This window comes from Mucilaginibacter sp. P25 (assembly GCF_050859465.1).
GTDB lineage: Bacteria > Bacteroidota > Bacteroidia > Sphingobacteriales > Sphingobacteriaceae > Mucilaginibacter > Mucilaginibacter gossypii.
Genome location: NZ_CP193937.1, coordinates 6,640,025 through 6,666,522 on the forward strand (window position 1 = coordinate 6,640,025; position 26,498 = coordinate 6,666,522).

General features: G+C 42.4%; 32 protein-coding genes. 19 read left to right on the forward strand and 13 right to left on the reverse strand.

Annotated features, from left to right (window positions below; all coding sequences use genetic code 11):
* Positions 1 to 202 precede the first annotated feature (202 nt).
* Both ACRQ5D_RS33440 and ACRQ5D_RS33445 read left to right on the forward strand, forming a co-directional pair.
* A complete protein-coding gene (locus ACRQ5D_RS33440; protein WP_431198883.1) occupies positions 203 to 874 on the forward strand; it encodes an SDR family oxidoreductase in 672 nt (223 codons plus the stop codon).
* Positions 838 to 1,002 (forward strand): SDR family oxidoreductase, encoded by a 165-nt coding sequence (locus ACRQ5D_RS33445; protein ID WP_431198884.1) that lies wholly within the window; start codon positions 838 to 840, stop codon positions 1,000 to 1,002. The genes ACRQ5D_RS33440 and ACRQ5D_RS33445 overlap by 37 nt, the downstream gene beginning before the upstream one ends.
* Before the next feature lie 79 nt (positions 1,003 to 1,081).
* Here the strand turns inward: ACRQ5D_RS33445 and ACRQ5D_RS33450 are convergent, their stop codons facing one another.
* Together ACRQ5D_RS33450 and ACRQ5D_RS33455 are read right to left on the reverse strand one after the other, a co-directional pair.
* Positions 1,082 to 1,333, reverse strand: coding sequence for a hypothetical protein (locus tag ACRQ5D_RS33450; RefSeq protein WP_091170165.1), 252 nt, complete (start codon positions 1,331 to 1,333; stop codon positions 1,082 to 1,084).
* A gap of 292 nt (positions 1,334 to 1,625) precedes the next feature.
* Complete coding sequence (locus ACRQ5D_RS33455) at positions 1,626 to 2,564, reverse strand: sugar phosphate isomerase/epimerase family protein (protein WP_091170168.1); 939 nt, start codon at positions 2,562 to 2,564, stop codon at positions 1,626 to 1,628.
* 142 nt (positions 2,565 to 2,706) lie between these two features.
* Here ACRQ5D_RS33455 and ACRQ5D_RS33460 point away from each other — a divergent pair, with 142 nt between their 5' ends.
* On the forward strand, positions 2,707 to 3,102 hold the full coding sequence (locus ACRQ5D_RS33460; protein ID WP_143020800.1) for a hypothetical protein: 396 nt from the start codon (positions 2,707 to 2,709) through the stop codon (positions 3,100 to 3,102).
* Positions 3,103 to 3,104: 2 nt separating this feature from the next.
* On the opposite strand, the gene ACRQ5D_RS33465 is transcribed toward ACRQ5D_RS33460, so the two are convergent.
* Both ACRQ5D_RS33465 and ACRQ5D_RS33470 read right to left on the reverse strand, forming a co-directional pair.
* Positions 3,105 to 3,521 carry a VOC family protein gene (locus ACRQ5D_RS33465; RefSeq protein WP_091170176.1) on the reverse strand — a complete coding sequence of 139 codons (417 nt, stop codon included), beginning with the start codon at positions 3,519 to 3,521 and terminating at the stop codon, positions 3,105 to 3,107.
* Entirely contained in the window at positions 3,511 to 4,014 is a 504-nt protein-coding gene (locus ACRQ5D_RS33470; RefSeq protein WP_091170180.1) for a hypothetical protein, read from the reverse strand. Before ACRQ5D_RS33470 ends, ACRQ5D_RS33465 begins: the two co-directional genes overlap by 11 nt.
* 204 nt (positions 4,015 to 4,218) lie before the next feature.
* On the opposite strand from ACRQ5D_RS33470, the gene ACRQ5D_RS33475 reads away from it, so the two are divergent.
* The 6 genes from ACRQ5D_RS33475 to ACRQ5D_RS33500 all read left to right on the forward strand — a co-directional run bounded on the left by ACRQ5D_RS33475 (position 4,219) and on the right by ACRQ5D_RS33500 (position 8,974).
* On the forward strand, positions 4,219 to 4,536 hold the full coding sequence (locus ACRQ5D_RS33475; protein ID WP_091170184.1) for a hypothetical protein: 318 nt from the start codon (positions 4,219 to 4,221) through the stop codon (positions 4,534 to 4,536).
* Positions 4,537 to 4,639: 103 nt separating this feature from the next.
* Complete coding sequence (locus ACRQ5D_RS33480; protein ID WP_091170188.1) at positions 4,640 to 5,062, forward strand: secondary thiamine-phosphate synthase enzyme YjbQ; 423 nt, start codon at positions 4,640 to 4,642, stop codon at positions 5,060 to 5,062.
* A gap of 168 nt (positions 5,063 to 5,230) precedes the next feature.
* Entirely contained in the window at positions 5,231 to 5,932 is a 702-nt protein-coding gene (locus tag ACRQ5D_RS33485) for an NUDIX hydrolase (protein WP_090533328.1), read from the forward strand.
* Between the two features lie 195 nt (positions 5,933 to 6,127).
* Positions 6,128 to 7,996 carry a tetratricopeptide repeat-containing sensor histidine kinase gene (locus ACRQ5D_RS33490; RefSeq protein WP_091170192.1) on the forward strand — a complete coding sequence of 623 codons (1,869 nt, stop codon included), beginning with the start codon at positions 6,128 to 6,130 and terminating at the stop codon, positions 7,994 to 7,996.
* Positions 7,997 to 8,102: 106 nt separating this feature from the next.
* On the forward strand, positions 8,103 to 8,708 hold the full coding sequence (locus tag ACRQ5D_RS33495) for a creatininase family protein (RefSeq protein ID WP_091170195.1): 606 nt from the start codon (positions 8,103 to 8,105) through the stop codon (positions 8,706 to 8,708).
* Positions 8,684 to 8,974: a creatininase family protein gene (locus tag ACRQ5D_RS33500; RefSeq protein ID WP_143020802.1), complete on the forward strand. Its 291-nt coding sequence runs from the start codon at positions 8,684 to 8,686 to the stop codon at positions 8,972 to 8,974. Before ACRQ5D_RS33495 ends, ACRQ5D_RS33500 begins: the two co-directional genes overlap by 25 nt.
* Positions 8,975 to 9,029: 55 nt before the next feature.
* Here the strand turns inward: ACRQ5D_RS33500 and ACRQ5D_RS33505 are convergent, their stop codons facing one another.
* The 6 genes from ACRQ5D_RS33505 to ACRQ5D_RS33530 all read right to left on the reverse strand — a co-directional run bounded on the left by ACRQ5D_RS33505 (position 9,030) and on the right by ACRQ5D_RS33530 (position 14,923).
* On the reverse strand, positions 9,030 to 9,725 hold the full coding sequence (locus ACRQ5D_RS33505) for an ATP-dependent Clp protease proteolytic subunit (RefSeq protein WP_091170202.1): 696 nt from the start codon (positions 9,723 to 9,725) through the stop codon (positions 9,030 to 9,032).
* Between the two features lie 12 nt (positions 9,726 to 9,737).
* The gene (locus ACRQ5D_RS33510) at positions 9,738 to 10,010 is read right to left on the reverse strand and encodes a hypothetical protein (protein ID WP_143020803.1); all 273 of its coding nucleotides are present in this window, start codon (positions 10,008 to 10,010) and stop codon (positions 9,738 to 9,740) included.
* Positions 9,991 to 10,542 carry an RNA polymerase sigma factor gene (locus ACRQ5D_RS33515; protein WP_091170209.1) on the reverse strand — a complete coding sequence of 184 codons (552 nt, stop codon included), beginning with the start codon at positions 10,540 to 10,542 and terminating at the stop codon, positions 9,991 to 9,993. Before ACRQ5D_RS33515 ends, ACRQ5D_RS33510 begins: the two co-directional genes overlap by 20 nt.
* A 215-nt stretch (positions 10,543 to 10,757) precedes the next feature.
* Entirely contained in the window at positions 10,758 to 11,633 is an 876-nt protein-coding gene (locus tag ACRQ5D_RS33520) for an AraC family transcriptional regulator (RefSeq protein WP_091170212.1), read from the reverse strand.
* 441 nt (positions 11,634 to 12,074) lie between these two features.
* Positions 12,075 to 14,135: an outer membrane beta-barrel protein gene (locus ACRQ5D_RS33525; RefSeq protein ID WP_431198887.1), complete on the reverse strand. Its 2,061-nt coding sequence runs from the start codon at positions 14,133 to 14,135 to the stop codon at positions 12,075 to 12,077.
* 137 nt (positions 14,136 to 14,272) lie between these two features.
* Entirely contained in the window at positions 14,273 to 14,923 is a 651-nt protein-coding gene (locus ACRQ5D_RS33530; RefSeq protein WP_431198888.1) for a carboxypeptidase-like regulatory domain-containing protein, read from the reverse strand.
* A 282-nt stretch (positions 14,924 to 15,205) separates the two neighbouring features.
* Between ACRQ5D_RS33530 and ACRQ5D_RS33535 the strand changes: the two genes are divergently transcribed.
* Complete coding sequence (locus tag ACRQ5D_RS33535; RefSeq protein ID WP_432327945.1) at positions 15,206 to 15,601, forward strand: hypothetical protein; 396 nt, start codon at positions 15,206 to 15,208, stop codon at positions 15,599 to 15,601.
* Entirely contained in the window at positions 15,574 to 16,275 is a 702-nt protein-coding gene (locus tag ACRQ5D_RS33540) for a sensor histidine kinase (RefSeq protein ID WP_432327946.1), read from the forward strand. Before ACRQ5D_RS33535 ends, ACRQ5D_RS33540 begins: the two co-directional genes overlap by 28 nt.
* On the opposite strand, the gene ACRQ5D_RS33545 is transcribed toward ACRQ5D_RS33540, so the two are convergent.
* A complete protein-coding gene (locus ACRQ5D_RS33545) occupies positions 16,262 to 16,441 on the reverse strand; it encodes a hypothetical protein (RefSeq protein WP_432329970.1) in 180 nt (59 codons plus the stop codon). The two genes, ACRQ5D_RS33540 and ACRQ5D_RS33545, sit on opposite strands and share 14 nt — an antisense overlap.
* Between ACRQ5D_RS33545 and ACRQ5D_RS33550 the strand changes: the two genes are divergently transcribed.
* The 5 genes from ACRQ5D_RS33550 to ACRQ5D_RS33570 all read left to right on the forward strand — a co-directional run bounded on the left by ACRQ5D_RS33550 (position 16,400) and on the right by ACRQ5D_RS33570 (position 20,705).
* Positions 16,400 to 17,014 carry a LytR/AlgR family response regulator transcription factor gene (locus tag ACRQ5D_RS33550; protein WP_432327948.1) on the forward strand — a complete coding sequence of 205 codons (615 nt, stop codon included), beginning with the start codon at positions 16,400 to 16,402 and terminating at the stop codon, positions 17,012 to 17,014. The genes ACRQ5D_RS33545 and ACRQ5D_RS33550 overlap by 42 nt on opposite strands.
* A gap of 272 nt (positions 17,015 to 17,286) precedes the next feature.
* Positions 17,287 to 18,039: a Crp/Fnr family transcriptional regulator gene (locus ACRQ5D_RS33555; protein WP_432327949.1), complete on the forward strand. Its 753-nt coding sequence runs from the start codon at positions 17,287 to 17,289 to the stop codon at positions 18,037 to 18,039.
* A gap of 86 nt (positions 18,040 to 18,125) precedes the next feature.
* Positions 18,126 to 18,704 (forward strand): sensor histidine kinase, encoded by a 579-nt coding sequence (locus tag ACRQ5D_RS33560; RefSeq protein ID WP_432327951.1) that lies wholly within the window; start codon positions 18,126 to 18,128, stop codon positions 18,702 to 18,704.
* Positions 18,705 to 18,757: 53 nt separating this feature from the next.
* A complete protein-coding gene (locus ACRQ5D_RS33565) occupies positions 18,758 to 20,419 on the forward strand; it encodes an FAD-dependent oxidoreductase (protein ID WP_091170224.1) in 1,662 nt (553 codons plus the stop codon).
* Positions 20,420 to 20,438: 19 nt separating this feature from the next.
* Positions 20,439 to 20,705, forward strand: coding sequence for a UBP-type zinc finger domain-containing protein (locus tag ACRQ5D_RS33570; RefSeq protein WP_091170227.1), 267 nt, complete (start codon positions 20,439 to 20,441; stop codon positions 20,703 to 20,705).
* A gap of 121 nt (positions 20,706 to 20,826) precedes the next feature.
* Here the strand turns inward: ACRQ5D_RS33570 and ACRQ5D_RS33575 are convergent, their stop codons facing one another.
* The gene (locus ACRQ5D_RS33575) at positions 20,827 to 21,264 is read right to left on the reverse strand and encodes a DoxX family protein (RefSeq protein WP_091170230.1); all 438 of its coding nucleotides are present in this window, start codon (positions 21,262 to 21,264) and stop codon (positions 20,827 to 20,829) included.
* A gap of 184 nt (positions 21,265 to 21,448) precedes the next feature.
* Entirely contained in the window at positions 21,449 to 22,432 is a 984-nt protein-coding gene (locus ACRQ5D_RS33580) for a sugar phosphate isomerase/epimerase family protein (protein ID WP_091170234.1), read from the reverse strand.
* Between the two features lie 85 nt (positions 22,433 to 22,517).
* Between ACRQ5D_RS33580 and ACRQ5D_RS33585 the strand changes: the two genes are divergently transcribed.
* From ACRQ5D_RS33585 to lysA, 3 genes are all read left to right on the forward strand, one after another.
* Entirely contained in the window at positions 22,518 to 23,651 is a 1,134-nt protein-coding gene (locus tag ACRQ5D_RS33585; protein ID WP_091170237.1) for a glycosyltransferase, read from the forward strand.
* A gap of 240 nt (positions 23,652 to 23,891) precedes the next feature.
* Positions 23,892 to 25,202 carry an aspartate kinase gene (locus tag ACRQ5D_RS33590; RefSeq protein ID WP_091170343.1) on the forward strand — a complete coding sequence of 437 codons (1,311 nt, stop codon included), beginning with the start codon at positions 23,892 to 23,894 and terminating at the stop codon, positions 25,200 to 25,202.
* Positions 25,203 to 25,328: 126 nt separating this feature from the next.
* Positions 25,329 to 26,498, forward strand: coding sequence for a diaminopimelate decarboxylase (gene lysA, locus ACRQ5D_RS33595; protein ID WP_091170239.1), 1,170 nt, complete (start codon positions 25,329 to 25,331; stop codon positions 26,496 to 26,498).

The following is a 26,498-nucleotide window of genomic DNA, read 5'->3' on the forward strand; positions in this document are numbered from 1 at the left end:
CAAGTAAAGAATATAGCTCAATAGCCTCTATTGGGTCTTAAATTTACCTGGTAAGTTCATTCGTATTTAATTTGGCATATTCCTTTTCTTGTCCCGCTCCCTCCGTAATTGTCATCTTTTCCCCTTCCCTCAAACATCATTTACAATTAGTTTTGTTATGTAGCCGGTGTTTTTAAAACTAACTTTAAATAAAACTACCATCATGATGCTTCAAAATAGAAACGCGGTAATTTACGGTGCAGGCGGTTCATTAGGCGGTGCAGTTGCAAAGGCACTGGCCGGCGCCGGCGCGCGCGTATTTTTAACCGGGCCTAACCCCAGGTCAATTAAAAAGATATCCGATGAAATTATTTCTTCAGGGGGATTGGCTGAAATAGCAATTGTAGATGCATTTGACGAAAAAGCAATTGATCGGCATTTACAGCAAGTGGTAAGCAGCGCAGGGACGATTGATATCTCATTTAACGCCGTTGGAGTTGATGTGGTGCAGAACGTACCGCTTATCGAAATATCGGCCGAAGATTTTGTAAAGCCGATTACGCTTACGATGCAAACCCGTTTCATGACGGCCATTGCAGCTGGCAAGATGATGATGAAACAAAAATCGGGGGTAATTTTATCGCTTACAGCTACGCCAGGAGGTATAGGCTATCCTCACACAGGTGGCTTTGGCCCTGCTTGCAGCGGTGTTGAAAGTTTTTCGCGCACACTGGCATCCGAATTGGGTGCTTACGGCATCCGGGTGGTTAATATCCGATCGGGAGGCTCGCCCGATTCGCGCGTGTTTAAAACCGCAATTGACACCATGCCCGATGTTATGGACCCTATCCTTAAAAAATGGAAGCTGATACCATGCTCAAAAAACTACCCTTAATGGCCGATATTGCCAATACAGCGGTTTTTCTGGCATCGGATCTGGCTGGCCAGATTACAGGCGTTACCATTGATGTAACCGGAGGTACAACTGCAGCATTAAATTACAGAGTAAACAGGCTTGATTAAACGGGTTTAGGAAAGAAACGCCATTAATTGATCCCCAAAAAAGACAAGCAAAAAAATAAGGCCGGGGTATTGCAGTTAATTACTTTCCGCCCATAAATCCTATCGATTTTGCCGGAACCTGTTTCGTTACTACGCCTTCAATGTAAAGCTGACCATCCTTAATTTTATAATCGAGGGTACGGTCATCAACTTTATAGTCATCATCGTGAAAAAGGTCCTTCAGTTTGCTCAGCAATTCTTTGCGATCAAATACGGGGCTGATACTTAACTGATCGTCAACCGGGGTAAGTATAATACCATCTGCCTTGTATGAAAATATTTTAGATTCCATTTGATAAAGATAGGCTTATATGCCGAACATCAGCAAAGCAACTTCTTATGGTTTCCGCCGGTAAACCTTGTGCTTTGTAAACCCTCTGCCGCTTTCATAAATCCCGTTTGCAGGTTGCTTTTGTTTAAGCTTATCAGCCGATGTATCGTTAAAACTATGGTCTGTTACTCTGCTATAGGCGGCAGGAATCCATTCCAACTTTAGTTTACATGAGTTATCCATATCTATATTCAAATAAATATAAATTTACAAATAAGAGGCATTCGTATCACGAATAAACTAATACAATACTTTATGCCAGTGCATCAGCAGCAAACTGCCGGCAAATTTTCACCTCCTTTACCGCATCTGATCCTTCAGGTATCTTGTACTCCAGCTCAATAGTGGCCGGGAATTTATAATGGTTATTTTTAAGGAGTTGCAGCACCTCTTTTATCGGGGTATCGCCCTGCCCCCAGGGCTGATTGGGACCGTCATGAAACTTACGGTCTTTGATGTGCATACTGGTTATACGGTCATGATATTTTTCAATAAAGGGAACGGGGCTGCTGCTGGTACCTGCCACATAATGGCCGATATCCAAATTAATTCCGTTATGCTTTGACTGGGCCAGGGCCGCGTCCCAAAGGGTTGGCGTGGCCTGGGTGTGGGCATGGTAGCCAACCATCATTTTATGTTTGGCGGCTATATCACCAAGGCGTTTGGTTTGAACCTCATCAGGCAACTCAACAGTTACATGATTTACACCCAAAGCTTTCCCTGCATTAAAGGCATAATCAATTTCGGCATCGCTGTTTTTAGTACCGAGGGCATTGGGTTTCCAGGCATAAATATTGACACCGGCATCATGGTACATCTTCCTGATCTCCTTAAATTTATCCATTGGCGCGGAGACGCGCCATTCGGCCATCTTTTTCCCAAATGCAGCCCAGTCTTCGCCAGCTTCATGTTTAGGGGCACCGGCGTACATTTCGGCGGCATCGCCCATCAGTTCAATGGCGTTAATATTACAGTCGATACAGTACCTCAGTAAATCTTCAATTGTGCTAGGCATGCTCCTGAATGAGTAGGTGATCACGCCTATTTGTACGCCATTGATAAGCGAGTTGGGTTTATCAACCCTACCTGAAATCACGCCCGCAAATGATGATTTTGAAAATGCTAAAAGCCCCGCTGCGGCAAGTGCGCTGCTGCCAATAAACCTGCGCCTTGATAAGTTATGCTGCTTCATAAATTTTATAGGAAATACATTGGTTTACACCAAAGTTATCAATTAATTGATGCCTGCAAATTGTGTATTGAAAGTGTTACTAACAAAGTTAACTTGTAGCGTTTTGCCTGGTATTAACGTAAAGTATTATAAACCTTATGCTATGAAAAAGCTGTTTTTATTTGGCATACTCGCCGTTTTATCAGGCTGTAAAAAAGACAATACCCCTAATAATGATCAGTTGATTGGCAGGTGGGAGTACCGCGGCACCAGTTGTTACTGCGAGCCTCCCAAAGATCTTAATTCGATAAAGGCAGGCAACGGCAACATTATTGTTTTTACCGCCAGTACCTACAAACGATTTAAAAAAGACACCCTGATAAACAGCGGCACTTACCGTACCCGTAAATATGACAATGCACATGAGCAGATCATGTATGACAAAGATACCTCCAGCAAAAGCATCACATTTTTCAGGATAGAAGGTAAAATACTCACTTTCTACGGAACAGTTCCCCTTGCAGCAGACGGGCCGGAATCTCACTATGAGCGGTTATAATATTATGGTACAGACCAGTGGAAGCACAACTGATATCCATCCGGATCAAGCAGATAAATGGCTTTCCAGCCATAACCTGTAATTTGAGGTTGTTTAAGGTGCATGCCCTTACTTAATAAATAGCTATATAGCATATCAATATCCGGGTGACCGAAATAAAGTGAGGTATCAGTATGCGCTGCTGTGCGTTGCTCATCGGGTTCGGCAGGGCGGTTGGGCTTTTCGTACGCGGTGTTGAGCATTAGTTCTATACCATTAAGTTTCAATAAAACCCAATCAACATCATCTCCTTCGCCAGATGCCTGCACTATTTCAAAACCCAGCACATCGCGGTAAAATCCTAAGGCCACGGGCATATCAAAAACCTGAAGCAAGGGGGCTATGCCCTGTATTTGTTTTGTGGTAGTGCTATCGCTCATAATCTCCTTCTAATAATTCTAATAAAAAAGATTTACAGCTATTACTTTCCGAGTTGAAGCCATATATCATAATAAGATAAATGAATACCAACATACCAAATGGAGTTATTGATAAGGGATCAAACCTATCAGACATTGAAGAATGTATCCAACCGCCAAAACCCGCGACCATTAAAAAAGCAGCCATTCCAATGATAATATATTCTATTTCCTGGTGCATAGCCATGGTTATATAAAGACAACTTCCCGTTTCCGCAAACTCCACGCGCCCCTTTATAAAAGGTATAAACGAATTCCTACCAACAACTACGGGTTCAATTTTAAACTCACTAATATTTACATACCCTTTAAAAGGAGTGGGATACCTGTTGGTTAATTGTTCAAAGAAACTTCCTGTGAAAGCAGGGCTTACTTGTTCTGTCAATCTTAATCTTACCTCTTCGGGGTTGAGCGGACTTATAATGGAAAATTTTTCATATGGCCACCAATTCATAACTAATAGATAGTTACATTAAAAGTACCAATACTGTTCATCAAAACCTATCTAAATAATAGATACCCCTGCGCGAAAACGAACAATAAATGTATTATAACGATGCACATTACTGGATTGAAAACAAATGTAATTAATTGACTAACAATACTATAAATACATGGCACTTAATTTGAGTTCTTAATAAAGATTACTGTATATATCATGAGACACGGCAAGCAACTGGAAAGGCGTACTTTCAACCAGGACCGTTTTGAAATACTTATTAAGCGGCAAAAAAACGGTACAGCCACCTTTAACGAGCTCACCGAATTGGATGAGATCGTAAACCGTGACCCTGAGATCCGTGAAATTGTTTTGGAGGAAATGCAGGACGCCGATACTCCAAAGCTTCCGGACGATAATCAAATTCAAATGGTTGAAAAACCGGTCAGGAAAAGTTTCATCGAAAAGATAAAAGCTTTCATTGATCGCTTGTTCGCAGTTCAAAGCGATGATCTTAATCCGGCCATTGCTGCATAAGTAATGTAAACCTGCAAACAATTTTTAATTGGCACGCCATTCAAAACAAAACGGAACAATCTTTATAGATATGTTTGCAACACTGTTATAAAGCAAACTGTTTATGAAAATATTTCAGCAAATCCTTCAGCTTAGGGAGCGCAAAAGAGGTTTTCATCTCATCACGGCCGAAGTAATTAATGCCCTACCTCAAATACACGAGTTAAAAACCGGTATTTGCCAGGTATTTATCCAACATACTTCGGCATCATTAACCATTAATGAAAATGCCGACCCAACCGTAAGGCAGGATTTTGAAATGTATTTCAGTAAAACCGTACCCGAAAACGACCCGGATTATTTACACGATGATGAAGGTCCTGATGATATGCCTGCCCACCTGAAAGCTGCGATGCTGGGCAGTTCAGTAACTATTCCTATCCGCAATGGAAGACTGGCTTTAGGAATGTGGCAGGGAATTTATTTGTGCGAGCATCGTAACCACGGCGGCAACCGCATGCTGGTAATATCGGCATGGGGCGAATAAATAATGAATAAGTGTTAATTATTATTGTAAAAAGCACAATTAATTTACACATTTGATTAACAATTGTAAATTAATGCTTTTTTAACGGGTGTAACACAGCAAATTTGCAAGCTTATATCGAATGTTATTCTATATTTGTTTTTACCATAAAATTATTACTGTTTATAAATGCTCAAGTACTCCAAGCAAACAAGGTTATTATTAGCTGTTGATTGTATCATTTTTGGCTTTGATGGCGAAGTTTTAAAGATCCTACTGATAAAAAGAGGCTTTCAACCCGAAAAGGGAAACTGGAGCCTGATGGGTGGCTTTGTTCAGCCAGATGAAAGTCTTGATCAAAGTGCCAACCGCATTTTAAAGCAATTAACCGGCTTGGAGGGCGTGTACCTTGAACAATTATATACTTTTGGGCAACCCCAGCGCGACCCTATTGAGCGTACAGTATCTGTAGCATACTTTGCACTGGTTGATATCCATAAATATGAAGCCCAGATCAGTGATGATTACCATGCCGAGTGGTTTCAGCTTAAACGTGCCCCTAAATTGATATTTGACCAACAGGAAATGGTTGAGCAGGCCCGCAAACGCATCCGCTACAAAGCAGCTATGCACCCTATCCTGTTTGAGCTTTTGCCCACTAAGTTTACCATCCCGCAATTGCAAACTCTTTACGAAAGCGTGTTTAATACCACTATTGATAAACGCAATTTCAGTAAAAGGGTGCTGGCAACCGGTTTACTCATTAAACTGGCCGATAAGGATAAAGCAGGCTCAAAACGCGGTGCTTATTATTACCAGTTAAACATGCAAAACTATTATGCCAAGTTTCAGGCATTTATGAACTTTATTCCTAATCCCGATTCGCTATAACAGTTCTTTGAATCATTTTTTATTTGAGCCATTATCCGGTATTACCTGCAGAAGGTTTAATATTTTTGAATAACAGTAAAACTAACTGTACCTGAGCCTTTTTTATTTAACATTCTTCAACCATACAGCTTTTTATCCGTATAATAGCTTTAGGCTATATCATGAACCGTTAGCCCGTTTTGCAAATATTAATTAATGAAAAAAAACGTAAGCCTTTTAGTATTACTGTTGCTTGCTGTATCTGAATGTTTCGGCCAATTCAGGGAGGTTAATAAACTAAAAAAAGACTTGCCCTTAACTCATGATAGCATACAGTATGTAAATACGCTTAACAGGCTGGGGATGCTTATGTATGAGCAAAATATCGACAGTGCTTTCAATTATGCTAAAAAGGCCAGAACTATAGCTGAGCGGCTTGGCTATAAGGCCGGAAAGGCCGATGCACTAAATGTTATAGGCATTGTTTATGATCTTAAAGGAAATCTGCAGCTTTCACTACGCTATTATAACGAGGCTTATAACCTGTACAAAGAATTAAATGATACCTCAAACGTTGTACAGGGGTTAATGAATATTGGCCTTGTGTTTAACGAGAACAAGGAAGATAAAAAAGCGATAAACTTTTTTAAGCGGGCATTAAACATTGGTAAAACCCTGCAGCGCGACTCTATCGTGGCGTTGGTGCTGTGCAATTACCTCCTCTTATACCCCGGGCAAATCCCCAAAGATTCGGTTGAAATCTACCTTGATAAAGCACGCGAAATTGGCACAAGGTATAAAGATAAACGTATGCTCGTTGAAGCAGACCAGGTACAGGGATTGCTATACCTTCAAAGCAATAACCGTGAACAAGGTGTGGCGGTTTTACAAAAAGCAGTAGATAATGGTTTAGCCATGGAGCTTTATTACCTGAGCCTTGATATAGTCATGAACCTTGGCGATTTGTACCTCGAAAATAATGTTCCCCAAGCTATTGATTACTACAAACAGGGACTTTCTATTGCCGAAAAAAGCGGCTATCACTATTATGAAAAAATCTTCGGGAAAAAATTATATGATATTTATATTGCTCAAAATAATCTGCCCGAAGTACAGCGCTACAGTTCAAAATTGCTGAAACTATATGACGACGAGGAGAAGTACACTAATACAACAGGCTTTGATTATATTGATTATGCCCTGAAAGACCAGGAACTGGAAGCTATAACCATCCGGAGCCAAAACAGGCAGGTGCTTGCGATTGTACTTGGTGTTTTATTTGTGATAACCGCCATTACCGTAATATTTACTTACCGCCTTTACAACCTGAAGAAAAAGCATGGCCAAACATTGGAAGAGCTTAATCACACCGTACAGCTACGAAACGAAAAACTGCAAATAGATCATGAATTCAACAACCGGCTGGTATCTATTCTTGCGCATGATTTCAGGCAGCCAATAGGCGCACTCAAAACACTGGCAACAGTACTTAAAGACGCCGATACTTTTACACGGGAAGAATTGATGGAATTGGTAGATACCATGGAGCATTCTTCAAATATTTCGCTGGAGATTTTTGAAAACATATTGCAATGGATCAAACAGCAATTGTCGGGCTTTAATTACAAAGCTGTTCCACTGCCTTTAAAGGACCTGATAGATGAGGCAATACAACCATTTTATTTAATGGGTAAAGACCGCGGGCTTAGGTTCGTAATCAAAGTGGATCCGGCCATTGTTATTCACGCCGACAAAGAGTTGGTACAGTTTATCCACCGCAATTTTATACATAACGCCATTAAGTTTTCGCCAGATAATTCAACCATTACTATAGGTGCATCAAGCGATAACAACGATGTAACTGTTTGTGTACAGGACGAGGGAAAAGGTATTTCGCCCGATAAGCTGAAGTTGCTCTTTAATTTTAAAGCCAACATGCAGTACAGTAACGAAAAGGAAAAAGGCGCGGGCGTAGCGCTCATGATCTGTAAAGATTTTACCGAAAAAATGAATGGCCGGATCTGGGTTGAAAACAACAAGGAAAAAGGGGCTATTTTCTGCTACTCATTGCCCAATATCCATTAACCTCTTCATTGTAATTTTTAAATTACCTGTTGAAAAACAATATTTTAAGTTCGTAAATTTCAGTTCAAATACAGTTTGCTATACCCTGTTATTAAACCTATAATTTATGAAAACTTATTTATTACTGTTTGCAGCGCTACTGCTTTCTGCATATTCCTTTGCCCAGCAAATACCTGCCCGCTGGGACGAGCTTGTTGCCTCAGATTTTCCTGCTGCGCTCGCAAAATCGTCGAAAACTTGTATCCTGCCCATTGGGATCCTGGAAAAACACGGCCCCCATTCCCCTTTGGGAACCGACCTGATCCACGTACGTGAGTGGGCTGCCCATGCTGTTAAGTCGGAATATGCTGTTGTATTTCCCGATTATTTTTATGGACAGATCAATGAGGCCCGCCATCAGCCCGGAACATTTGCCCTGCCAAGCAAAGTGATCTGGGATTTACTGGAAGCTACCTGTGATGAAATTGCGCGAAACGGGTTTGATAAAATAGTAATACTGAACGGCCATGGCGGCAATCCCGAGTTTATCCAGTTCTTTATGCAATCTCTGCTCAACAAACGTCACAGCTATGCAGTATATTTTTATAACCCGCATGGTGCAGATAAGGAATACACAGATCAATACCGCAAAATGCATAAATCAGCTATTGAAGGTGATCAGATGCCGGCGAAAGTGAAACCGCGTCGATGCTTTACTATCGCCCAGATCTGATGAAGATGGACAGGGCGGCATCACAATCGGGCGATAATCAGCACCGTTTAAACCTGGCTAATATTTATACACCTATATGGTGGTATGCCGCTTACCCTAACCACTATGCCGGTGAAGGTGCTAAAGCTACACCCGAATTTGGCAAATTTATAGCAGAGCATGAAATAGCCAGCTTTGTACAAGCGCTCAAAGCAATTAAGGCCGATACCAGTACCATCAAATTGCAAAATGAGTTTTTTGATAAGGTAGATGCGTTGAATAAGTGATCTAAATAACCAGACTTACGAAGTTTAATTACTTCGTAAGTCTTCAATATGCTAATCAGTCCTCCTTAGCTCCCAAAACCTCGTCTATCATCCCAAAAGCTTTCGCTTCTTTAGCTATCATCCAGTAATCCCTGTCGGATACTTCATAAACCCTGTCGTAGCTTTGCCCGCTGTGTTTGGCTGTGATCTCGTACAGCTCTCTCTTCATTTTAGAGATCTGTCTGGCAGCAATTTCAATGTCCGATTCCTGCCCCTGCGCTCCACCTGATGGCTGGTGCAGCATAACGCGTGAATGCGGCAACGCAGCCCGTTTGCCGTTGGCACCGGCGCAAAGTAATGTCGAAGCCATTGAGGCAGCCATACCAGTACAGATGGTAGCTACATCAGGCGATATAAACTGCATGGTGTCATAAATTCCCAGTCCGGCATATACTGAACCGCCCGGTGAATTGATATAGATCTGGATATCCTTTTTAGCATCGGCCGATTGCAGGAACAGCAATTGCGCCTGGATGATATTAGCCACCTGCTCATCTATCGCAGTGCCCAGGAAAATAATCCTATCCATCATCAGCCTCGAAAAAACATCCATTTGCGAGATATTGAGCTGTCGTTCTTCCATAATATAGGGCGTCATACCCATCCTTAATTGGCTGTTATTCACCTGCGCAATAAACCTGTCGACATGTAAACTTCGGACACGGCGATGCCCCACCGCATATTTGCGGAACTCGTTTTGATTGATATTCATAAAATTTGATGTTTAGCGTTTACCGAACAAACGCATGACCTTTTGCCTGAAACCCGCATGCTCAGGCAAGCTGAATAGCTTTTGATGTACGGTTTCAATTTCGGCCTTAAGGCTGTTACGGCCATATTGCTGCACCAGGGTCAGAGTTTGTTTATGCCACATCACCTTATACTTAAGGCTTGGATTGATGATCCGTTTGGCCTCGAACAACAGTGCATCATCAGGCGCGGTTTGCCCAAGCACATGATCGTCAATTTCTTTGATCTCATTCAATGAAGTCCTCATAAGCCAGTGATTGTTCTTTAACTGTTTCCCTTACCTTTTCAATGCATTTATACTTCTGCGCAGTAGCAGACCGCTCGCCCGCGTAACCAAACAAATCCGCAAGCTCCTTCATGGGTAGTTTATGATAATAAAAAGCGCTTAGCAACTCCATGCATTTTTTACCGGCCGTTTCCAGGTATCTCATTAGTTTAACTGACGATGGCTGATCTTCAGTTTCATCTGTAACATCAAAATCTTCGGTGCAATTATCGAGCGGCAGGTTATTGCGGTCACCCTTAAACTTTTTGAACCAAAGATGTTTGGCAATACCCAGCAGATAAGCCTTTTCACCGTTATGCAGGGACAGATCACTGTTCACCGCCTTTTCATAATAAATAACAAGGGCATCCTGAAAAATATCTTTTGCGTCGTCAAAGGAACCACCCATCTTGCTTATATATTTAGCCACTGTTGGGAAAGCGCTTTGGTAAAGCTCCGTAATGAGTTGTTCCCTTTGGGCGGCCGGTTTATCAAAAACTATCTCATGTGCCATGATCAATGCGTTTAATAATAAGTGCGCAAAACGAGAGATATATCACCGTGAATTTAAAAAATTATTCCCAGGATAGGATAATAGAATTATTTTCATCCTTATGGAAAAGGATATTGAAGGGACTGCTGCCCTGTCATGAACTGCCTTTTTTCTAAAGGTCAGCCCATCCCGAGTTATTTTCAATACAATTAAAACCACTCGGGGATAGCAAAAAATTATGTTTTCTTCGTAAACTCCTTTTGGTACATGAGTGGGCTTTTACCTGTTACCTGTTTAAAATGCTTGTGAAAAGTGGAGAAATTATTGAACCCACTATCGTAACAAAGCTGTTTAATGTTGAGCTTGTTTTCAATCAGGAGCTTGCAAGCGTAACCTACTTTTATCTCGATTACAAACTGCGAGTAGGTTTTACGGGTTTTTGATTTAAAGTATCGGCAAAAAGAGTTAGCGCTTACGCCAGCTATATCTGCTATTTCTTCCAGGTAGATCTTTTTACGGAAATTACGTACCGAGTACTCATAAATGTTATTGAGCCTATCGCTTTCCGATTCATTATGATCGTACTTAAAACCTATAGAAGTTAAATAATTAAGCGGCGAACTGCCTGCTATCGTATTCAATGCTTTGAGTAGCATAATGATCCTTTCTGCCCCATCTGTGTTGAGCATAGTGGCTAAAGTGTTGGCAACCTGCTTTTTTGTTTCGCCTGTTATCTGCAATCCACGTTTAGAGCGTTCAAGCAATACCTTGATCAGCTTATTTTCCGGGAGCTGAAGAAACTGATCGCCCCAAAAGTTTTCGCAAAAATGTACTACAACGGTATCTACCGGAATATGCTCTGCACCGCTGCCAAAATGTACATCATCAAAGCGCCAGTAATGTGGCAGGTTTGAGCCAACCAGAACCATATCGCCGGCTTCAAACTGTTTAATACTATCGCCTATAAATTGCGTTCCGCCGCCACTTGCGAAATAAATCAGTTCTAGTTCTGGATGGCAATGCCAGCGGTTATTGATATCCGGTGATACATCATGCCTTACGCTAAAGGAATGCGCAGGATCGGCAGAAACTTTAAGTAAAAGCGGCTTCATTCAGTTTTATTTACAAACAACGGGCTAAATGTAGATAAAAACTGTAAAAAAAGCTTATTTTTTATGAGGAGCTAAATTAACAAAATATTCGAGCTGCGAAGCCCCGCAAAAACGGCCCGGGTAAATCAATACATAAAAGTTTAATCTTGGTTTGTGTAGCTTAATTAAATAATAATAAAAACGAGAATAATACCTCACGGTTATTGGATTGATATACAGATTGATTAAATAATAAGTGAGTTTAACGGAAAAATCAAAACCTTAATAAGTTCATTAACGTATAATTAATAAAAAAGGGGCGTCCCGTATCTCACCTCGGAACGCCCTGCAGTTATCTTATGATAACATCAACTAAATCTCAGATCATCATGTTTTGATCTGAACTCTCCATCTTTCTCAGGGATGGGAAGGTTTTTAATATTTTATGAACCTTGCCGTTCATTAAAACGGTGGCGGTCCGCCGGGACCGCCGCCCTGAGGTGGACCACCTGGTCCGCCACGTTCCATAGTTGGCCTTTTGCCGGCAAATTTCTGCAGCTTAAGCGTAAAAGTTAGCAGATAGTAACGCCCCAAACGGTTACTGTTGGTTTGAGTGATATAGCTGCCGTTCTGAGTGGTTGTATAACCGGTGTTTTCGTTAAACACATCCATGACCGAAAAGCGCAGGGTGCCTGCATTGCCCTTCAAAAACCGGCGTTCTACATAGGTATTCAATATATTAGGATTAGTAGCACCGGTATAGCCGTAATAGATCATTTTTGAATAATCATAACTCAATGTCCAGTCTTTAAAATAGCTTTTGCCATTAACGCCCAGGTTAAGGGTTTGGAAATTGCTGTTAACGTTTGCCTGTTTGATGGAGTTGCTTGAGGTATTAACGCTATAAGTAGTACTTGCTTCGGCATCAATAACATCGGTAATGCTTACCCTAAAGCGTGCGCCTTGAGATAACACCAGGTTTTTGGCGATATTTTTCTCGGTTGTCATGTTATAGGTAGCGGAATCCACATTACTTATATATGAGACGTTGTTATTGTATGAAATGTTACCTATCATGAACAGATTATATTTTCTTTTTTGCCATGGCTTAGCAAACACATAAAATCCTTGTGCCGAGTAATAGCCATCGGCATTCAAATACTGGGTTAAAATACTTCCGGCCAGTTTGCTGTTGGGCGTATAGGTTTTAGGATAGGTAATGGTATTGGCTACTATTTTATTATCAGTTTTAATGAACGACAGGTTACTAAAAAATACGTTGCCGCTTTCAAAATTGAACTTATTGTATTTTAACGAAAGTGTATTATTAAACTCCGGTTTCAGATCGGGGTTACCCTGTACCGGGTATGATGCATTGCTGAAATCTGTAACAGGTTGCAATTCTGTATAAGTAGGCTGATTGCTGCTGCCGTTATAATTTAAACTAAGCGATTGGCTACGCGAAAAGTTATAAATGAACCTTGCAGTAGGTGCCCAGTTAAATGTATTGTTATTGGTTGTAAACGGTGTACCATCAACTATCGACGATCCTCTTAACAGCGTTGGCTGGGCCACAATACCTAAAGTGTAATTGTATTTTTTATCGATAAAACGATAGTTAAGCCCGAACCGGTTGGTAACGAAGGTTGAATTATAGTTATTGCTCAACAAATCATACCTGTTTATATTTCCATCACCGGCCAGGGTGTCGGTAGCTTTATCGGCAGTGGTATAGGCGTAGTGGTAGGCATAGTTCAATTCCATGTAGCCCTTTTTACTTATCGGTTCCATGTACGATACGGTAGTCCCAAGGCTATCCGTACGGCTATCGGTATTGATGAACTGGTTAAGAGGGGCATTACGGGCGCCATCAATATAGGTATAAACCGGATTTTGATATTTGTTAATGGTATAACTCCCTGCGCCGACATTTATACTGAAGTTGCGCCCATGACTATTAAGCTTGTGGTTAAACAATACATTAACACCATAATTGGGCTCGGTTGATTTACTAAGGTTGGCGAGGCTGTAGTTTGATACCGTTTCCGAATTCCGGAGCAGCAAGCTGGTTGCATCAGATGTGGTGTTGGTGCTGGCGTAGGCATATGTTGGGGTGATCTTTATATAGTTTACGGTATCGGGTTTATACTCAATGTTGAAGTTAACCCGGTGGTTCAGCTTTTCGTCCTGCTGGTTATTGGTTTGCGTATTGGTGCTCGGGTTGGTTGATGAAAGATTATTTTGAATGGTACTGCTGATGGTGTTCACCGAATTATCGGCAAAGCTGTAACTACCATAAGCGGTAATCTTCTTGCCCCAGCTATCGCGATAATTAAACCCGAATGAACGTGCTGTAGTGATGCCGTTCGATGAGCTGCTATTGCCTCCCGGAGGCCCACCCGGTCCGCCGCCTCTTGGACCACCACCCCCAAAGCTAAACAGATTGGTATTGGTATTGTTAAGGTTACCTAAAAAGGCAAGCTGCCTGTTGCCGTTAAAGCTAAACACATTGGCCGAAGCCACATACCTGTTGCTCTCCTTATCGCTTGAGACACCGGGAATGGCATCACGGCCCCCTCCTAAGCTGGCCTGGCCAAAGTAACCATAGTTTTTATTTTGTTTAATGGTAATGTTCAGTACCTTATCCGGTTCGCCGGTTTTTACACCGGTGAGATTTGCCTGATCGCCATAGTCATCAATGATCTGGATATTTTGTACGATATCGGCAGGTAGGTTTTTAGTGGCGGTTTTAACATCGCCTCCAAAAAATCCTTGCCGTTAACACGCACTTTAGTCACGCTTTTGCCCTGGGCGGTGATGTTTCCATCTTTATCAACATCCATGCCGGGCAGCTTTTTAATCACATCTTCAACAGGGGCATTATCGCGCACCTTATAGGCATCGGCATTAAATTCAATGGTATCTTCCTTAAGCTTTACCGGGTTCACATCCGCGATAATTACGGTTTTTAACATCGTAGTTCCTATTTTCAGGATAACCGGCGGCAAATTAGCCGGCTTGTTATCATTAGCCAACACAAACCTGCGCCTGAGTGGTTCATAACCTATCGAGCTAAAAACTAAACTAAACTGGCTTACTGTCACATTGTTAAATGTAAAGGTACCATCGGCACCCGTAATAACGGTAGTGCTGTCGGTACCGGTAAGCATTTTTACGCTCGTACCCGCAACCAGGTAACCGGTAGAGTCTTTTACGACACCTTTAACCGTACGACCGGTTTCGGCATTTGCGTTAAATGGTAATACAAGCGCTAAGGCAATTATTACCGCAAAGGAGTATAGGATTTTCATTTTGTGCTGTTTAACAGCCACAAAACAATAGCATTGCTTGTAGTGTAAAAAACATAATGGACAGGCACTATTAATGTATAGACAGGGCACCACTTTTCGCCCATGAAAACGGATAATTACTCTGTATAAAGCTTTTAGCAGCCTTTAAAGATCAGATCAAAGCGCTCATCGGTGTTTTTTGCCTCCCGGGCGATTATGATTGTCCTAAAGCTTTATTGATTTGTAATATTGCTGAATTATATATGTAAATTTATTTTTCGTGCACTATAGTAAACTCTTTCAATGAGCCTTAAGTCAAAAAGCAACACCATCACAATACTCATCCATGTTTTAATATGGGTAGTTTTTGGATTGCTGTTGTTCTTCTACCAACCCCTTAGCTGGAATGTTGAAATACCGTACCAGTTCTGGGTCAAACAGGCGGTTACTCTTTTTATACTTGTTGCTGCTTATTACTTCAACAGCAAATTACTTGTTCCACGGTTTTTATTACATGATCGCATAGGGATGTACTTTATGGCTGTTGTGGGGGTGGTAATTGTTTTTTTAATGCTCAATAGCTGGGCTGATAAGGTGCTGCATATGCATGAGCATATGGAAGCTGTTTTTCACCGGCAGCACCGCCCGCCAAAACCAAGGGACCGCGGAGGATGGGATTTTTTGGTACCGTTATCGTAGCGTTGGTTTTAGGGATCAGCACCAGCATTACCGCAATCCAAAAATGGCAAATGGATATCCGCCTGCGCCAGGCATTGGAGCAGGATAAGATCAGTTCAGAATTATCATTCCTGAAAGCCCAGATCAACCCTCATTTCTTTTTCAATACGCTTAATAACATTTATGCGCTTACGCATGTTAATGCCGAAACATCGCGCAAGGCATTGCACCAGCTTTCGCGCATGATGCGGTATGTATTATATGATACGCAGCATGGCACCGCATTATTAAGCCAGGAGATAGCTTTCATTAAAGACTATATCAGCCTTATGGAACTGCGCCTTACCCAAAAAGTAACCGTTACATTTACACCGCCTGCACATACTGATGATGTAACCGTGGCCCCAATGATTTTTTTACCTTTTGTAGAAAACGCCTTTAAACACGGCATCAGCGCTACAGAGCCGAGTGCTATCCACATCATTATCGATCAACATGATAACCTGCTGGAGTTAAAGGTAGAAAATGGTATCTATAAAGATCATAACCCAAGCATTGGCGAAAATAAAGGTATCGGTTTAACCAATACCATTCGCCGGCTTGATTTGCTGTATGCAGGAAAATATAAACTGGATATTACTGAAGATGTAACCGCCAATATCTATACTGTTCACTTAACCCTTAACCTGTCATGATAATTAACTGCATAGCGATTGATGATGAGCCGCTTGCGCTGGGCCTGGTTTGTGCTTTTATCGAGCAAACCCCTTCCTGAAACTGATCGGCCGTTATAGCAGTGCCGTAGAGGCGCTTGTCGGCTTGCAGGATCAAAAGGTTGATCTTATTTTTTTGGACATCCAAATGCCTAACCTTAATGGCATGGAGCTGGCCCGGGTGCTTGACAGTCGCGGAGCAGCTAAACCCCGCATTATTTTTACCACCGCCTACAACCAGTTTGCTATTGAAGGCTACCGGGTTGATGCTCTCGATTACCTGCTCAAGCCTTTTAACTACGAAGAGTTTCTGCATGCTTCAAATAAAGCCTTAACTTATTTTGAATTGGTGAACCGCTCAAACATCCCTGCAACCGTAGTCGCCGCAAAGCCGGAAGAAGAGGAATACCTGTTTTTAAAGATCGAATACCAACTGGTTCGTATAGCACTTAACGAAATTCTTTATATTGAAGGTTTAAAAGATTATGTGAAAATCTATCTGCAGGATAAAGAAAAGCCGCTGCTGTCCCTCACCAGTTTAAAGGTTTTAGAAGAAAAACTGCCGTCCAAACGGTTTATGCGCGTACATCGCTCATTCATTGTCTCGCTCAATAAAATTAACTCCATTACCCGCAACGCTTTACAGATAGGCAAAGTAAATATCACCGTTGGCGATCAGTACAAAGAAGCTTTCGGGGTGTTTTTGAGTAGGTGGAATTGAACCGGGATTAAGCTGATTTACCGGATTAAAGGATTTTAATGTCATTAAGCTTATGGTGGATGCTATCACCGTACCATTGTTTGATTTTATAGAATTGCTCAACATCAATTAATTCCTTGAATTCTTTAAGTCAATATCATAAATCCTCAAATCCATTTATTCCAAACACAGATAGAATCAACGCAATCAAAGAAACCAGCGGTCAGGTTCACCCTATTGCAATTTTTCACCTCATTTTTACATCATTAAATAATATTCCCTACTTTTAAATTATGCAAAAGGTAAGTGAACTACAGGTAAGCGTATCAGACTTGAAAGCTTTTGAAGCTTTAGCCAATATACCCGACGATCAGCTGCAGTGGCTGATTGATAAAAGCGAGATCTTAACATTTGAAGATGGTGAATACCTGATGGAGCCGGGGCAGGACCTTACTGGCCCGCATTTTATCATCGAAGGCAATATGCGCTTCTTTATGATGCAGCAAGGTTCGCGCCGTGATTACACCCTGGTTGAAAAAGGAAGTATCACCGGCTATATGCCCTATTCGCGCGGCCTTATAGCCAAAGGTTATGCACAGGCCGTTGGCGAATTAACGGTATTAAGCTATCCCACGGGCGAGATCATGGAGATGATTCGGAACCATTTTGAGCTTACCCAGGCGCTGGTTCATATCATGACCACCCGCGTACGAGATTTTACTGCCATGCAGCAGCAAAATGATAAAATGATGGCTTTAGGCAAGTTGTCTGCCGGCTTGGCTCATGAGCTTAATAACCCGGCATCGGCCATAGTGCGCGACTCGTTATCATTAAGAAAACACCTGCGTATGGTGCCCGCCCACCTAAAAAATATGTTTGCCATAAGGGCCAGCGATGAACAGGTTGACGGTCTTACCGACGAGTTGTTCAGGATCCTGAACAAAAAGAATGCTATACCCGCCTTACACTTAAACAACGCACCCAGCTTGAAGATGAAATATCTGAATGGCTGGAAGATAACGGCGTTGAAGACGCCTATGATATAGCCGAAAGCTTTGTAGACTTTAGTTTTACCACCGAAAACCTGGAGGCCCTGAAAGCGCATATACCCGAACATGCGGTATCCATTATTATGGGTTGGCTTAGCGCCAAGCTAATGGGCGAAAAAATGATCGAGGATATCCAGGAATCGGCACGCCGTATCGCCGAGCTTGTAAGCTCAGTTAAAACGTTTACCCATATGGACCGTGCTCAGGATAAGCAATATGCCGATATTCATGTGGGTATCCGTAATACCATTACCATGCTGGGCTACAAGATCAGGAAGGAGAATATCACGGTGATTGAGGAGTTTGATGATACGCTGCCAGAGGTTAAAGCACTCATTGGCGAACTTAACCAGGTATGGACCAATTTGGTCGATAATGCTCTTGATGCTATGGAAGTGAATGAGAAAGGGACGCTTACCATCCGCACTAAAAAAGATAACGACTTTGTTGAGGTAACCATTATTGATGATGGACCCGGTATACCGGAAGATAATGTTAGCCGTATATACGACCCTTTCTTTACCACTAAAGAAATGGGTAAAGGTACTGGTATGGGCCTTGAAGTGGTGCAGCGTATTGTGAAGCAGCACCGCGGTTCGATAAAGGTAAAATCAAGGCCCGGGCATACCGAGTTTATAGTTTGCTTCCCGATAAATGGTTAGCAAAAAGCTGATTTTACCAAAAATATTAGTTAATTTGCCTGCATATTTACCCTATGAGCCGTCCGATAATATTTTCCATAGATGATGATCCGCAGGTACTGCGATCAATAAGCCGCGATTTAAAGTCGCAGTATGGCAAAGAATATAAAATACTAAGCACAACATCGGCAAATGAAGCATATGAAACCCTTATTGAACTGAAAAACAGTTCGGAAGTGGTTGCCTTGTTTTTGTGCGATCAGCGCATGCCCGAAATGGAAGGTGTTAAATTTCTGGAGAAAGCTAAAAAAGTATTCCCCGAAGCTAAACGTGTACTGCTGACCGCCTACTCCGATACTGATGCCGCCATTAAAGCCATCAACGATGTGCAGCTTGATTATTACCTGATGAAGCCATGGAACCCTCCCGAGGAAAAGCTTTACCCGGTAATTAATGATCTGCTTGGCGACTGGCACAGCCACTACATCCCCGAATTTGTGGGTATGAAGCTGGTAGGTTACCAGTTTTCGCCGCAATCACATGTGATAAAAGATTTTTTAGCCGGTAACCTGATCCCTTATCGCTGGTTTGATATCGAAAAAAATATCGATTCGGCCAGTTTGCTTACCATCAATAATCGCACAACCGATGATTTGCCGATGGTGATATTTGAGGATGGCAGTTGTTTAACAAAACCTACCATAAGGGATATTGCCGATAAAATGGGGAAAAATCCAACCCAGCTCACCGATGTTTACGACGTGGTGATCATTGGTGCAGGTCCGGCAGGATTAGCCGCCGCTGTATACGGTTCATCAGAAGGCTTAAAAACTTTATTGATTGAGCGTAAAGCACCGGGAGGACAGGCCGGTACCAGTTCCCGTATCGAAAATTATCTGGGTTTCCCGGCAGGTTTAAGCGGCGCCGATCTTACCCGTCGCGCCATAAGTCAGGCTATGCGTTTGGGCGCCGAATTTTTATCACCCCAATCTGTTAGCGATATCAAACAAAAAGATGGCTACAAAACCATTATTTTGGATGATGGGCCCGAGATCATCAGCCGTACAGTAGTAATTACCACCGGGGTTGATTACCGCAAGCTGGAAGTTAAAGGCGTTGATAACTTTACCGGGGCAGGTATTTATTATGGCGCGGCTACTACCGAAGCTTCGGCATGTACAGGTAAAGAGGTGTTTGTAATTGGCGGGGGCAACTCGGCCGGACAGGCAGCTATGTACCTTTCCAAATTTGCAAAAAACGTGCATATCATTATCCGCAGGGATGATTTGACGGCAACCATGTCTGCCTACCTGATCAACCAGATTGCCGATACGCCAAATATAAAGGTTATGCCAAATACCGAGGTAATTGAGGCCGAAGGTACCAACTGCCTTGAAAAGCTCACGATACAAAACTGCAAGACCAAAGAATCTGTGGTTAAAACGGCTAACGCATTATATATATTTATTGGTGCTAAACCTTATACCGACTGGATAAAGCTGGATATTATTAAAAACAGTAAAGACTTTATTGAAACCGGCCGCGAGTTGCGCAGCTATGAAAGCTTTGGAAAAGTTTGGAAGCTTAAACGAGATCCATTCCTGTTAGAAACCAGTTGTCCCGGTATTTTTGCCGCGGGCGATGTGCGTGCCGGGGCCATGAACCGTGTGGCATCTGCCGTAGGCGAAGGTTCGATGGCGATAAGTTTTGTACATAAATACCTGGCCGAAGTTTAATCATAAACTACCTATACCTATGGAAGAAACCTGCGCCCATATCGAAGCTATTGAAAGCATAACCCAACCTAAGGATTATGTTTGCGAAGAATGTATAAAGCACCATGGTACATGGCTGCATTTGCGTACCTGTCAAACATGCGGCGTTACGCTTTGCTGCGATAGTTCACCTAATACACATATGACCAAGCATTTCCACGCTACCGGCCATCCGGTAGTTATATCTGCCGAGCCGGGTGAGCGCTGGCTATGGTGTTATGTGGATGAAGCCGTTAAAGGATATTAATTAGAAGTTAGAAGTCTTGATTTCTAAGTTTTAAGCCCTAAGTCGGGAGCTTTAGAGTTTGGCGTTAGTTCAAAGCAATTCCTTTCTTGGTTTCCGGCTCTTGATCTCTTATATCTCTCCACTATCCCTTAAACGACAGTACTTTATCTAACGACCATGGGCCGGAGCCTAAAATGGTAAATAGTATAAGGAGAGCCAGGGCTGTAATTGATGGCCATAACATGGTGTTGATAGGCTCCTGGAAAATACCTGTTAAAAATACCGCGCCAACCAATATAGGGATCTGAATAATGCAGCCCAAACGGGTTAATATACCCATAGCTATGAGTATACCGCCAACCATGTGGGCAAATGATACATAGTATACCAGGATCATCAGCATATCAGGCGATACATCAATAACATCCTGATCGGTAATAATACCGCGCAGGTATGATGTATTTTCCATAAAAGTTATGCCCTTCACCAATAAAAATACACCAAGAACAATACGCACAATATCCAAAACTTTAGGGTGATGAGTATCACCCCAGTGTTCAATTTTATGAACCAGATTCATAAAGGCCTCCTTTTAGTTTAATAATTGGTTATCAGCAACCCGGGGGCGATCAGGGAGATCAAGCGACCGAAATGCTTCTACTAAATTTAGTAACAAGTTTGTTATAAAACAAGTTTTAAGGAGAGGAAAAAAATTCGCAGACTCAAGCACGGATACTTAAACCTGCAATCGCGTTGACCGGCACTTACAGATCATACTCTGCCAGCCAACCCCGTAATCTGGTCAAATCTTTTTTTAAAGCGGTCGAAAACTCATCTTTACTAATAGACAGCTCACGTTTACCATCCTCTGCCCCGCCTAAGGGATATTCACAGTGCAGGCTCATGGGGCCATTGATATTGTATTGTTTTAGCAGACTGAAGTATTTTTTATAATCAACCATACCCTCGCCTAATGGTACACTTTTCACCTGCCATTTGTCGCCCTTTTTCTCCCAGTAAAAATCCTTTACATTGATTGTTTTGGAATAAGCCTTCAAAAGATTAAGTGTAACAGGCCATGTGTCAGCACCTTCGGTGGTAGCGTGCCTTACATCGTATTGGCAACCGATGTAATTGGGGTCAAGTCCTTCAAGGCTCAGCCATAAATCCCATTGCGATGCTCCAAACAAGTCGCCGGAGTGGTTTTGATAGCCGCCGTGCATGCCATACCTTTTGTTGAGCCCGGCAAGACCGACCAGTTGTTTATTGATAGCCCTGATATTGGCAGGTACACTGGTAGCCTTATCATAATTAAACCAGGCGGTACGATAATATTTAATGCCCAATGCTGATGCCGTTTTCAGGATCGGCCCGGCGTATTTTTCATCAGCAGTTTTAATATTGGTTACTATGGTATAAACCTTGAGCCCGGCTTTTTCAATAGCTTCAACCGCTTTAGGCAGGTCATCGGCAACACGTTCGGGCAGCACGTGGCCATCGGGCCTTACAGTAAGGTCAATTCCGTCAAAACCAAGCTGTACCGTTAAAGCGGCCATATCGGCATAATTAAGCCAGTGCATATGTTTGGAAAATATACTCACTTTTATTTTTTCACCCGGAGAGGGGTTACCTGTAGCAAGGTTTGTATTTAAGGGTGACTGCTTAGCCAAAGCACTTAAACCAAAAGGTAAGCCGGCAGCAGCTATTGCGGCCGAAGCAATAAATTTTTTGCGGCTGATGTTTTTCATAGGTGTTAAAATTGGTAATGCAATATGCCATTTTTTGTTGTAATTGTTTCCTGATTTTACCCACCTTTATCCAAACCTATTTATCATGATATTATTCTGGTACAGCGTGATACTGTTTGTATCCACCTTAGCGCTTAACTTTTATCTGCTTATCGGCTTTAAACAAATTAAACAGGTAAGCCGACAACCTGTGATGGATAGTCCCCCACCCCTTGCCATCATTATAGCTGTGCGAAACGAGGAGGAAGGCCTTGAAAAAGCCTTGCAAAGCGTTTGCCATATCAATTATCCTAACCATCGCCTTATTGTAGTGAACGACCGCTCAACCGACCGTACCGCCGACATCCTGAAAGATTTTAGCTTACGCTATCCAAAACTTCAGGTGACTACGATAGACACTTTACCCGACGGATGGCTTGGTAAAAACAACGCACTTTACCAGGGATACCTTAGCAGTACTGAAGAATGGATGCTTTTTGCCGATGCCGACATCGTTTTTCATCCTGATGCTATTAACCAGGCTGTCGGTTATGCAGTTAAACACGAGGTTGATCATTTAACCATGTTACCTGAGTTGATCTCCCGGTCGTCAATTTTAAACAGTGTATTTGCCACATTAAGTATTATGCTCATGATTGCCATGAAACCATGGGAGGCCAAAAACCCGAAATCAAAAGCATCGTCGGGCATAGGGGCTTTCAATTTGGTCAGACGTACAGCTTATGAAAAAATTGGCACACATGTACGCATAAAACAGCGCCCGGATGATGATCTTCAACTTGGTCAATTGATAAAAAAGGAAGGTTTACGGCAGGATGTTTTAGCCGGTAAGGGTTACGTTTGCCTGGAATGGTATAGGAATCTTGGTGAGCTTGGGCGCGGCGTGCAGAAAAACTCATTTGCTATGGCTAAGTACAGTATTACGCAAGCCATTGTTAACGTACTGAATATGCTATTAACGGTGGCATTGCCTATGCCATTAATGTTCATTTTCGGCACCCCGGTTATCAGGATCATGGCTTCTGTTATGCTCATAGTGCATATAATTTATATGGAGCTGGTGCCGCCCAATAAATGGTGGTATGCATTCATGATCCCCCTTTCGGGGCTATTCCTGGCCTGGCATTTTTTAAAAGCATCAATAATAACAGTTGTACAGGGAGGCATTTACTGGCGGGACAGTTTTTACTCGCTTGATATGTTAAAAGGTAGGGGATAAAATATTTTGTAGCAGTGGCGACATCTTACCCCGAATAACAACGTGAGGATATCATTTACCAATCAGAGTACCACGGATCTCAAAGCTCAAGGATGATATGGCCCGTCAAATTTAAATTCCAATCACATTACATTAAAGCGTTTTAAAACACTATTTTTAGCGCCTCAAATATTGGTGCTTGAATATCAGCAAGCTGATGTTCAGGAACACCGATCATATACGGTTAACAGCAACATAAAAATGAAAGTTTTAAAATTTGGTGGGACATCAGTAGGTAGCCCCGCCCGGATGAAAGCGCTGCTTGATATCATTAACCCGGCCGAGCGCCAGGTAGTGGTGCTATCGGCAGTGTCAGGCACAACAAACAGCCTCGTAGAAATTGGACAAGCATATCTCGCCGGCGATAAGAAGAAGGCAGTGCAGCTTATTACTATCCTAAAGGATAAGTACGAAATTTTTATTAAGGAATTGTTTGCGAAACCCGAATTTTTAGCCCAGGGCAAAGAGGTTATCGACTACCATTTTTCGTTGCTCAGCAATCTTGCCAATGATCTTTTCACCCATATTGAAGATAAGATCATTGTTGCACAGGGCGAACTGCTTTCAACTACCCTCTATCATGTTTATTTAAAGGAGATAGGTATCCCATCGGTATTGCTGCCTGCCCTGGATTTTATGAAGATAGATGAGGATAATGAGCCAATTGTTGATCATATTACCGAAAACCTGCTCCCGCTGCTTGATAAGCACCCCGAAGTAAACTTGTTTATTACCCAGGGCTACATTTGCCGCAATGCCTACGGCGAAATAGATAACCTGCGCCGCGGCGGCAGCGATTATACCGCTTCATTGATTGGTGCCGGTATCCGCAGCGAAGAGGTACAGATCTGGACAGATATCGACGGCATGCACAATAACGATCCGCGCATTGTAAAAGGCACGCAGCCTATTGCTCAGCTATCTTTTGATGAAGCTGCTGAGCTTGCCTATTTTGGTGCCAAAATTCTGCACCCGCAAAGCGTGTTCCCTGCTCAAAAATATAAGATCCCGGTTCGTTTATTAAACACAATGGATCCTAAAGCGCTGGGTACCCTAATCACCAATACCAGCGAAAAGGACAAGATCAAATCTATAGCTGCTAAGGATGCCATTACGGCTATCAAGATCCAATCGAGCAGGATGCTTTTGGCACATGGCTTTTTACGCAAGGTATTCGAGGTATTTGAACGTTATAAAACATCTATCGATATGATCACCACATCAGAAGTTGGTGTTTCTGTTACCATCGATGATACCACTTACCTGGGCGACATCACCAAAGAATTAAACGCTTACGGTTCGGTAGAAATTGATGTAAACCAAACCATTATTTGTGTGGTAGGTGATTTCGGGGCCGAAAAACATGGGTATGCAGCCCGGGTACTGGAAGCCGTTAAGCATATCCCATTAAGGATGATATCATACGGCGGCAGCGATCACAACCTGTCGTTACTGGTAAAAACAGAGGATAAGGTTGAGGCTTTAAGGAGTTTACATAACAGGTTGTTTTAATTCCGGATGTCGGATTTTCGATTTCGGAATTGCCTTATTTGAAATTTTTAATTTAAAACGTCATCGCGAGGAACGAAGCAATCCCTGATATGCAATAGTTCAGCATGATTTGATGAAATATTACCCATGTTCACAAGTAAAACTATAGATAAATTCAACGGCTTAGAAACTCCGTTTTATTACTACGATCTCGAGGTGCTTAAAAACACCCTGAGTGCCTGCCGCGATGCTTCTGCAAAGCACGGCTTCCATGTGCATTACGCCATGAAGGCCAACTTTAACTCAAAAGTTATTGACACCATACAAACCTATGGCTTTGGCGCCGATTGCGTGAGCGGCAATGAAGTTCAGGCAGCTATTGATCATGGCTTTGATAAAAGCAAAGTGGTATTTGCAGGTGTTGGCAAATCAGACCGTGAAATAAACCTGGCCCTTGATGCGGATATCTTCTGCTTCAATGTCGAATCCATCCAGGAGCTTTTTATTATTGATGGCCTTGCTAAAGCAAAAAACAAAAAAGCTGGTGTGGCTATCCGCATTAACCCGAATGTTGATGCACATACTCACCATTTCATCACCACCGGACTCGATGAAAATAAGTTCGGCATTAATACCTGGCAATTACCTGATGTTGCCGCTGCTTTGCGCAAATGTGATAACCTGCAGTTTTTAGGGATCCATTTCCATATCGGCTCACAAATTACCGACCTTGAAGTTTACAAAAACCTGTGTACCCGCATTAATGAAATGCAGGATTGGTTTGAAGATCGTGGCTTCCCGATAAAAGTGCTTAATACCGGCGGTGGTCTTGGGGTTGATTATTACAGCCCGGATAACAACATAGCCGATTTTGAGGCCTACTTCCAGGTGTTTAAAAACTTTCTGAATGTTAAGCCGGGGCAAGAAGTTCACTTTGAGCTTGGCCGTGCACTCGTAGCCCAAAGTGCTTCGCTTATATCGCGTGTATTGTATGTTAAAAACGGACAGAAAAAGAACTTCCTGATCCTTGATGCCGGCATGACCGAGCTGATTCGCCCGATGCTTTACCAGGCTTATCACCAGATAGAAAATTTAAGCCGGAGGTCAGAAAGTCCGGAAGCAGGAAAGTCCGAAAGTTTAAAGTATGACGTTGTTGGGCCGATATGCGAAAGCACGGATTGCTTTCAGAAGGATGTGAGCCTGCCTGAGTCATTTCGCGGCGACCTGATAGCGGTGCGTACCGCAGGTGCTTATGGCGAGGTGATGGCATCAGGCTATAACCTGCGCGACAGGGTTGGCAGCGTTTATTCTGAATAA

Excerpts from the sequence above, each read along its gene's own strand:
- ACRQ5D_RS33505 (WP_091170202.1), bottom strand. The coding sequence starts at position 9,725 with ATGAATATCAATCAAAACGAGTTCCGCAAATATGCGGTGGGGCATCGC.
- ACRQ5D_RS33590 (WP_091170343.1), top strand. The coding sequence starts at position 23,892 with ATGAAAGTTTTAAAATTTGGTGGGACATCAGTAGGTAGCCCCGCCCGG.
- ACRQ5D_RS33535 (WP_432327945.1), top strand. The coding sequence starts at position 15,206 with ATGAGCCTTAAGTCAAAAAGCAACACCATCACAATACTCATCCATGTT.
- ACRQ5D_RS33575 (WP_091170230.1), bottom strand. The coding sequence starts at position 21,264 with ATGAATCTGGTTCATAAAATTGAACACTGGGGTGATACTCATCACCCT.
- ACRQ5D_RS33465 (WP_091170176.1), bottom strand. The coding sequence starts at position 3,521 with ATGAGCGATAGCACTACCACAAAACAAATACAGGGCATAGCCCCCTTG.
- ACRQ5D_RS33450 (WP_091170165.1), bottom strand. The coding sequence starts at position 1,333 with ATGGAATCTAAAATATTTTCATACAAGGCAGATGGTATTATACTTACC.
- ACRQ5D_RS33490 (WP_091170192.1), top strand. The coding sequence starts at position 6,128 with ATGAAAAAAAACGTAAGCCTTTTAGTATTACTGTTGCTTGCTGTATCT.
- ACRQ5D_RS33495 (WP_091170195.1), top strand. The coding sequence starts at position 8,103 with ATGAAAACTTATTTATTACTGTTTGCAGCGCTACTGCTTTCTGCATAT.
- ACRQ5D_RS33440 (WP_431198883.1), top strand. The coding sequence starts at position 203 with ATGATGCTTCAAAATAGAAACGCGGTAATTTACGGTGCAGGCGGTTCA.
- ACRQ5D_RS33470 (WP_091170180.1), bottom strand. The coding sequence starts at position 4,014 with ATGAATTGGTGGCCATATGAAAAATTTTCCATTATAAGTCCGCTCAAC.
- ACRQ5D_RS33580 (WP_091170234.1), bottom strand. The coding sequence starts at position 22,432 with ATGAAAAACATCAGCCGCAAAAAATTTATTGCTTCGGCCGCAATAGCT.
- ACRQ5D_RS33530 (WP_431198888.1), bottom strand. The coding sequence starts at position 14,923 with ATGAAAATCCTATACTCCTTTGCGGTAATAATTGCCTTAGCGCTTGTA.
- ACRQ5D_RS33485 (WP_090533328.1), top strand. The coding sequence starts at position 5,231 with ATGCTCAAGTACTCCAAGCAAACAAGGTTATTATTAGCTGTTGATTGT.
- ACRQ5D_RS33540 (WP_432327946.1), top strand. The coding sequence starts at position 15,574 with ATGGGATTTTTTGGTACCGTTATCGTAGCGTTGGTTTTAGGGATCAGC.
- ACRQ5D_RS33510 (WP_143020803.1), bottom strand. The coding sequence starts at position 10,010 with ATGAGGACTTCATTGAATGAGATCAAAGAAATTGACGATCATGTGCTT.
- ACRQ5D_RS33455 (WP_091170168.1), bottom strand. The coding sequence starts at position 2,564 with ATGAAGCAGCATAACTTATCAAGGCGCAGGTTTATTGGCAGCAGCGCA.
- lysA (WP_091170239.1), top strand. The coding sequence starts at position 25,329 with ATGTTCACAAGTAAAACTATAGATAAATTCAACGGCTTAGAAACTCCG.
- ACRQ5D_RS33570 (WP_091170227.1), top strand. The coding sequence starts at position 20,439 with ATGGAAGAAACCTGCGCCCATATCGAAGCTATTGAAAGCATAACCCAA.
- ACRQ5D_RS33585 (WP_091170237.1), top strand. The coding sequence starts at position 22,518 with ATGATATTATTCTGGTACAGCGTGATACTGTTTGTATCCACCTTAGCG.
- ACRQ5D_RS33520 (WP_091170212.1), bottom strand. The coding sequence starts at position 11,633 with ATGAAGCCGCTTTTACTTAAAGTTTCTGCCGATCCTGCGCATTCCTTT.
- ACRQ5D_RS33560 (WP_432327951.1), top strand. The coding sequence starts at position 18,126 with ATGGGTTGGCTTAGCGCCAAGCTAATGGGCGAAAAAATGATCGAGGAT.
- ACRQ5D_RS33565 (WP_091170224.1), top strand. The coding sequence starts at position 18,758 with ATGAGCCGTCCGATAATATTTTCCATAGATGATGATCCGCAGGTACTG.
- ACRQ5D_RS33500 (WP_143020802.1), top strand. The coding sequence starts at position 8,684 with ATGCTTTACTATCGCCCAGATCTGATGAAGATGGACAGGGCGGCATCA.
- ACRQ5D_RS33480 (WP_091170188.1), top strand. The coding sequence starts at position 4,640 with ATGAAAATATTTCAGCAAATCCTTCAGCTTAGGGAGCGCAAAAGAGGT.
- ACRQ5D_RS33460 (WP_143020800.1), top strand. The coding sequence starts at position 2,707 with ATGAAAAAGCTGTTTTTATTTGGCATACTCGCCGTTTTATCAGGCTGT.
- ACRQ5D_RS33445 (WP_431198884.1), top strand. The coding sequence starts at position 838 with ATGGAAGCTGATACCATGCTCAAAAAACTACCCTTAATGGCCGATATT.
- ACRQ5D_RS33515 (WP_091170209.1), bottom strand. The coding sequence starts at position 10,542 with ATGGCACATGAGATAGTTTTTGATAAACCGGCCGCCCAAAGGGAACAA.
- ACRQ5D_RS33475 (WP_091170184.1), top strand. The coding sequence starts at position 4,219 with ATGAGACACGGCAAGCAACTGGAAAGGCGTACTTTCAACCAGGACCGT.
- ACRQ5D_RS33555 (WP_432327949.1), top strand. The coding sequence starts at position 17,287 with ATGCAAAAGGTAAGTGAACTACAGGTAAGCGTATCAGACTTGAAAGCT.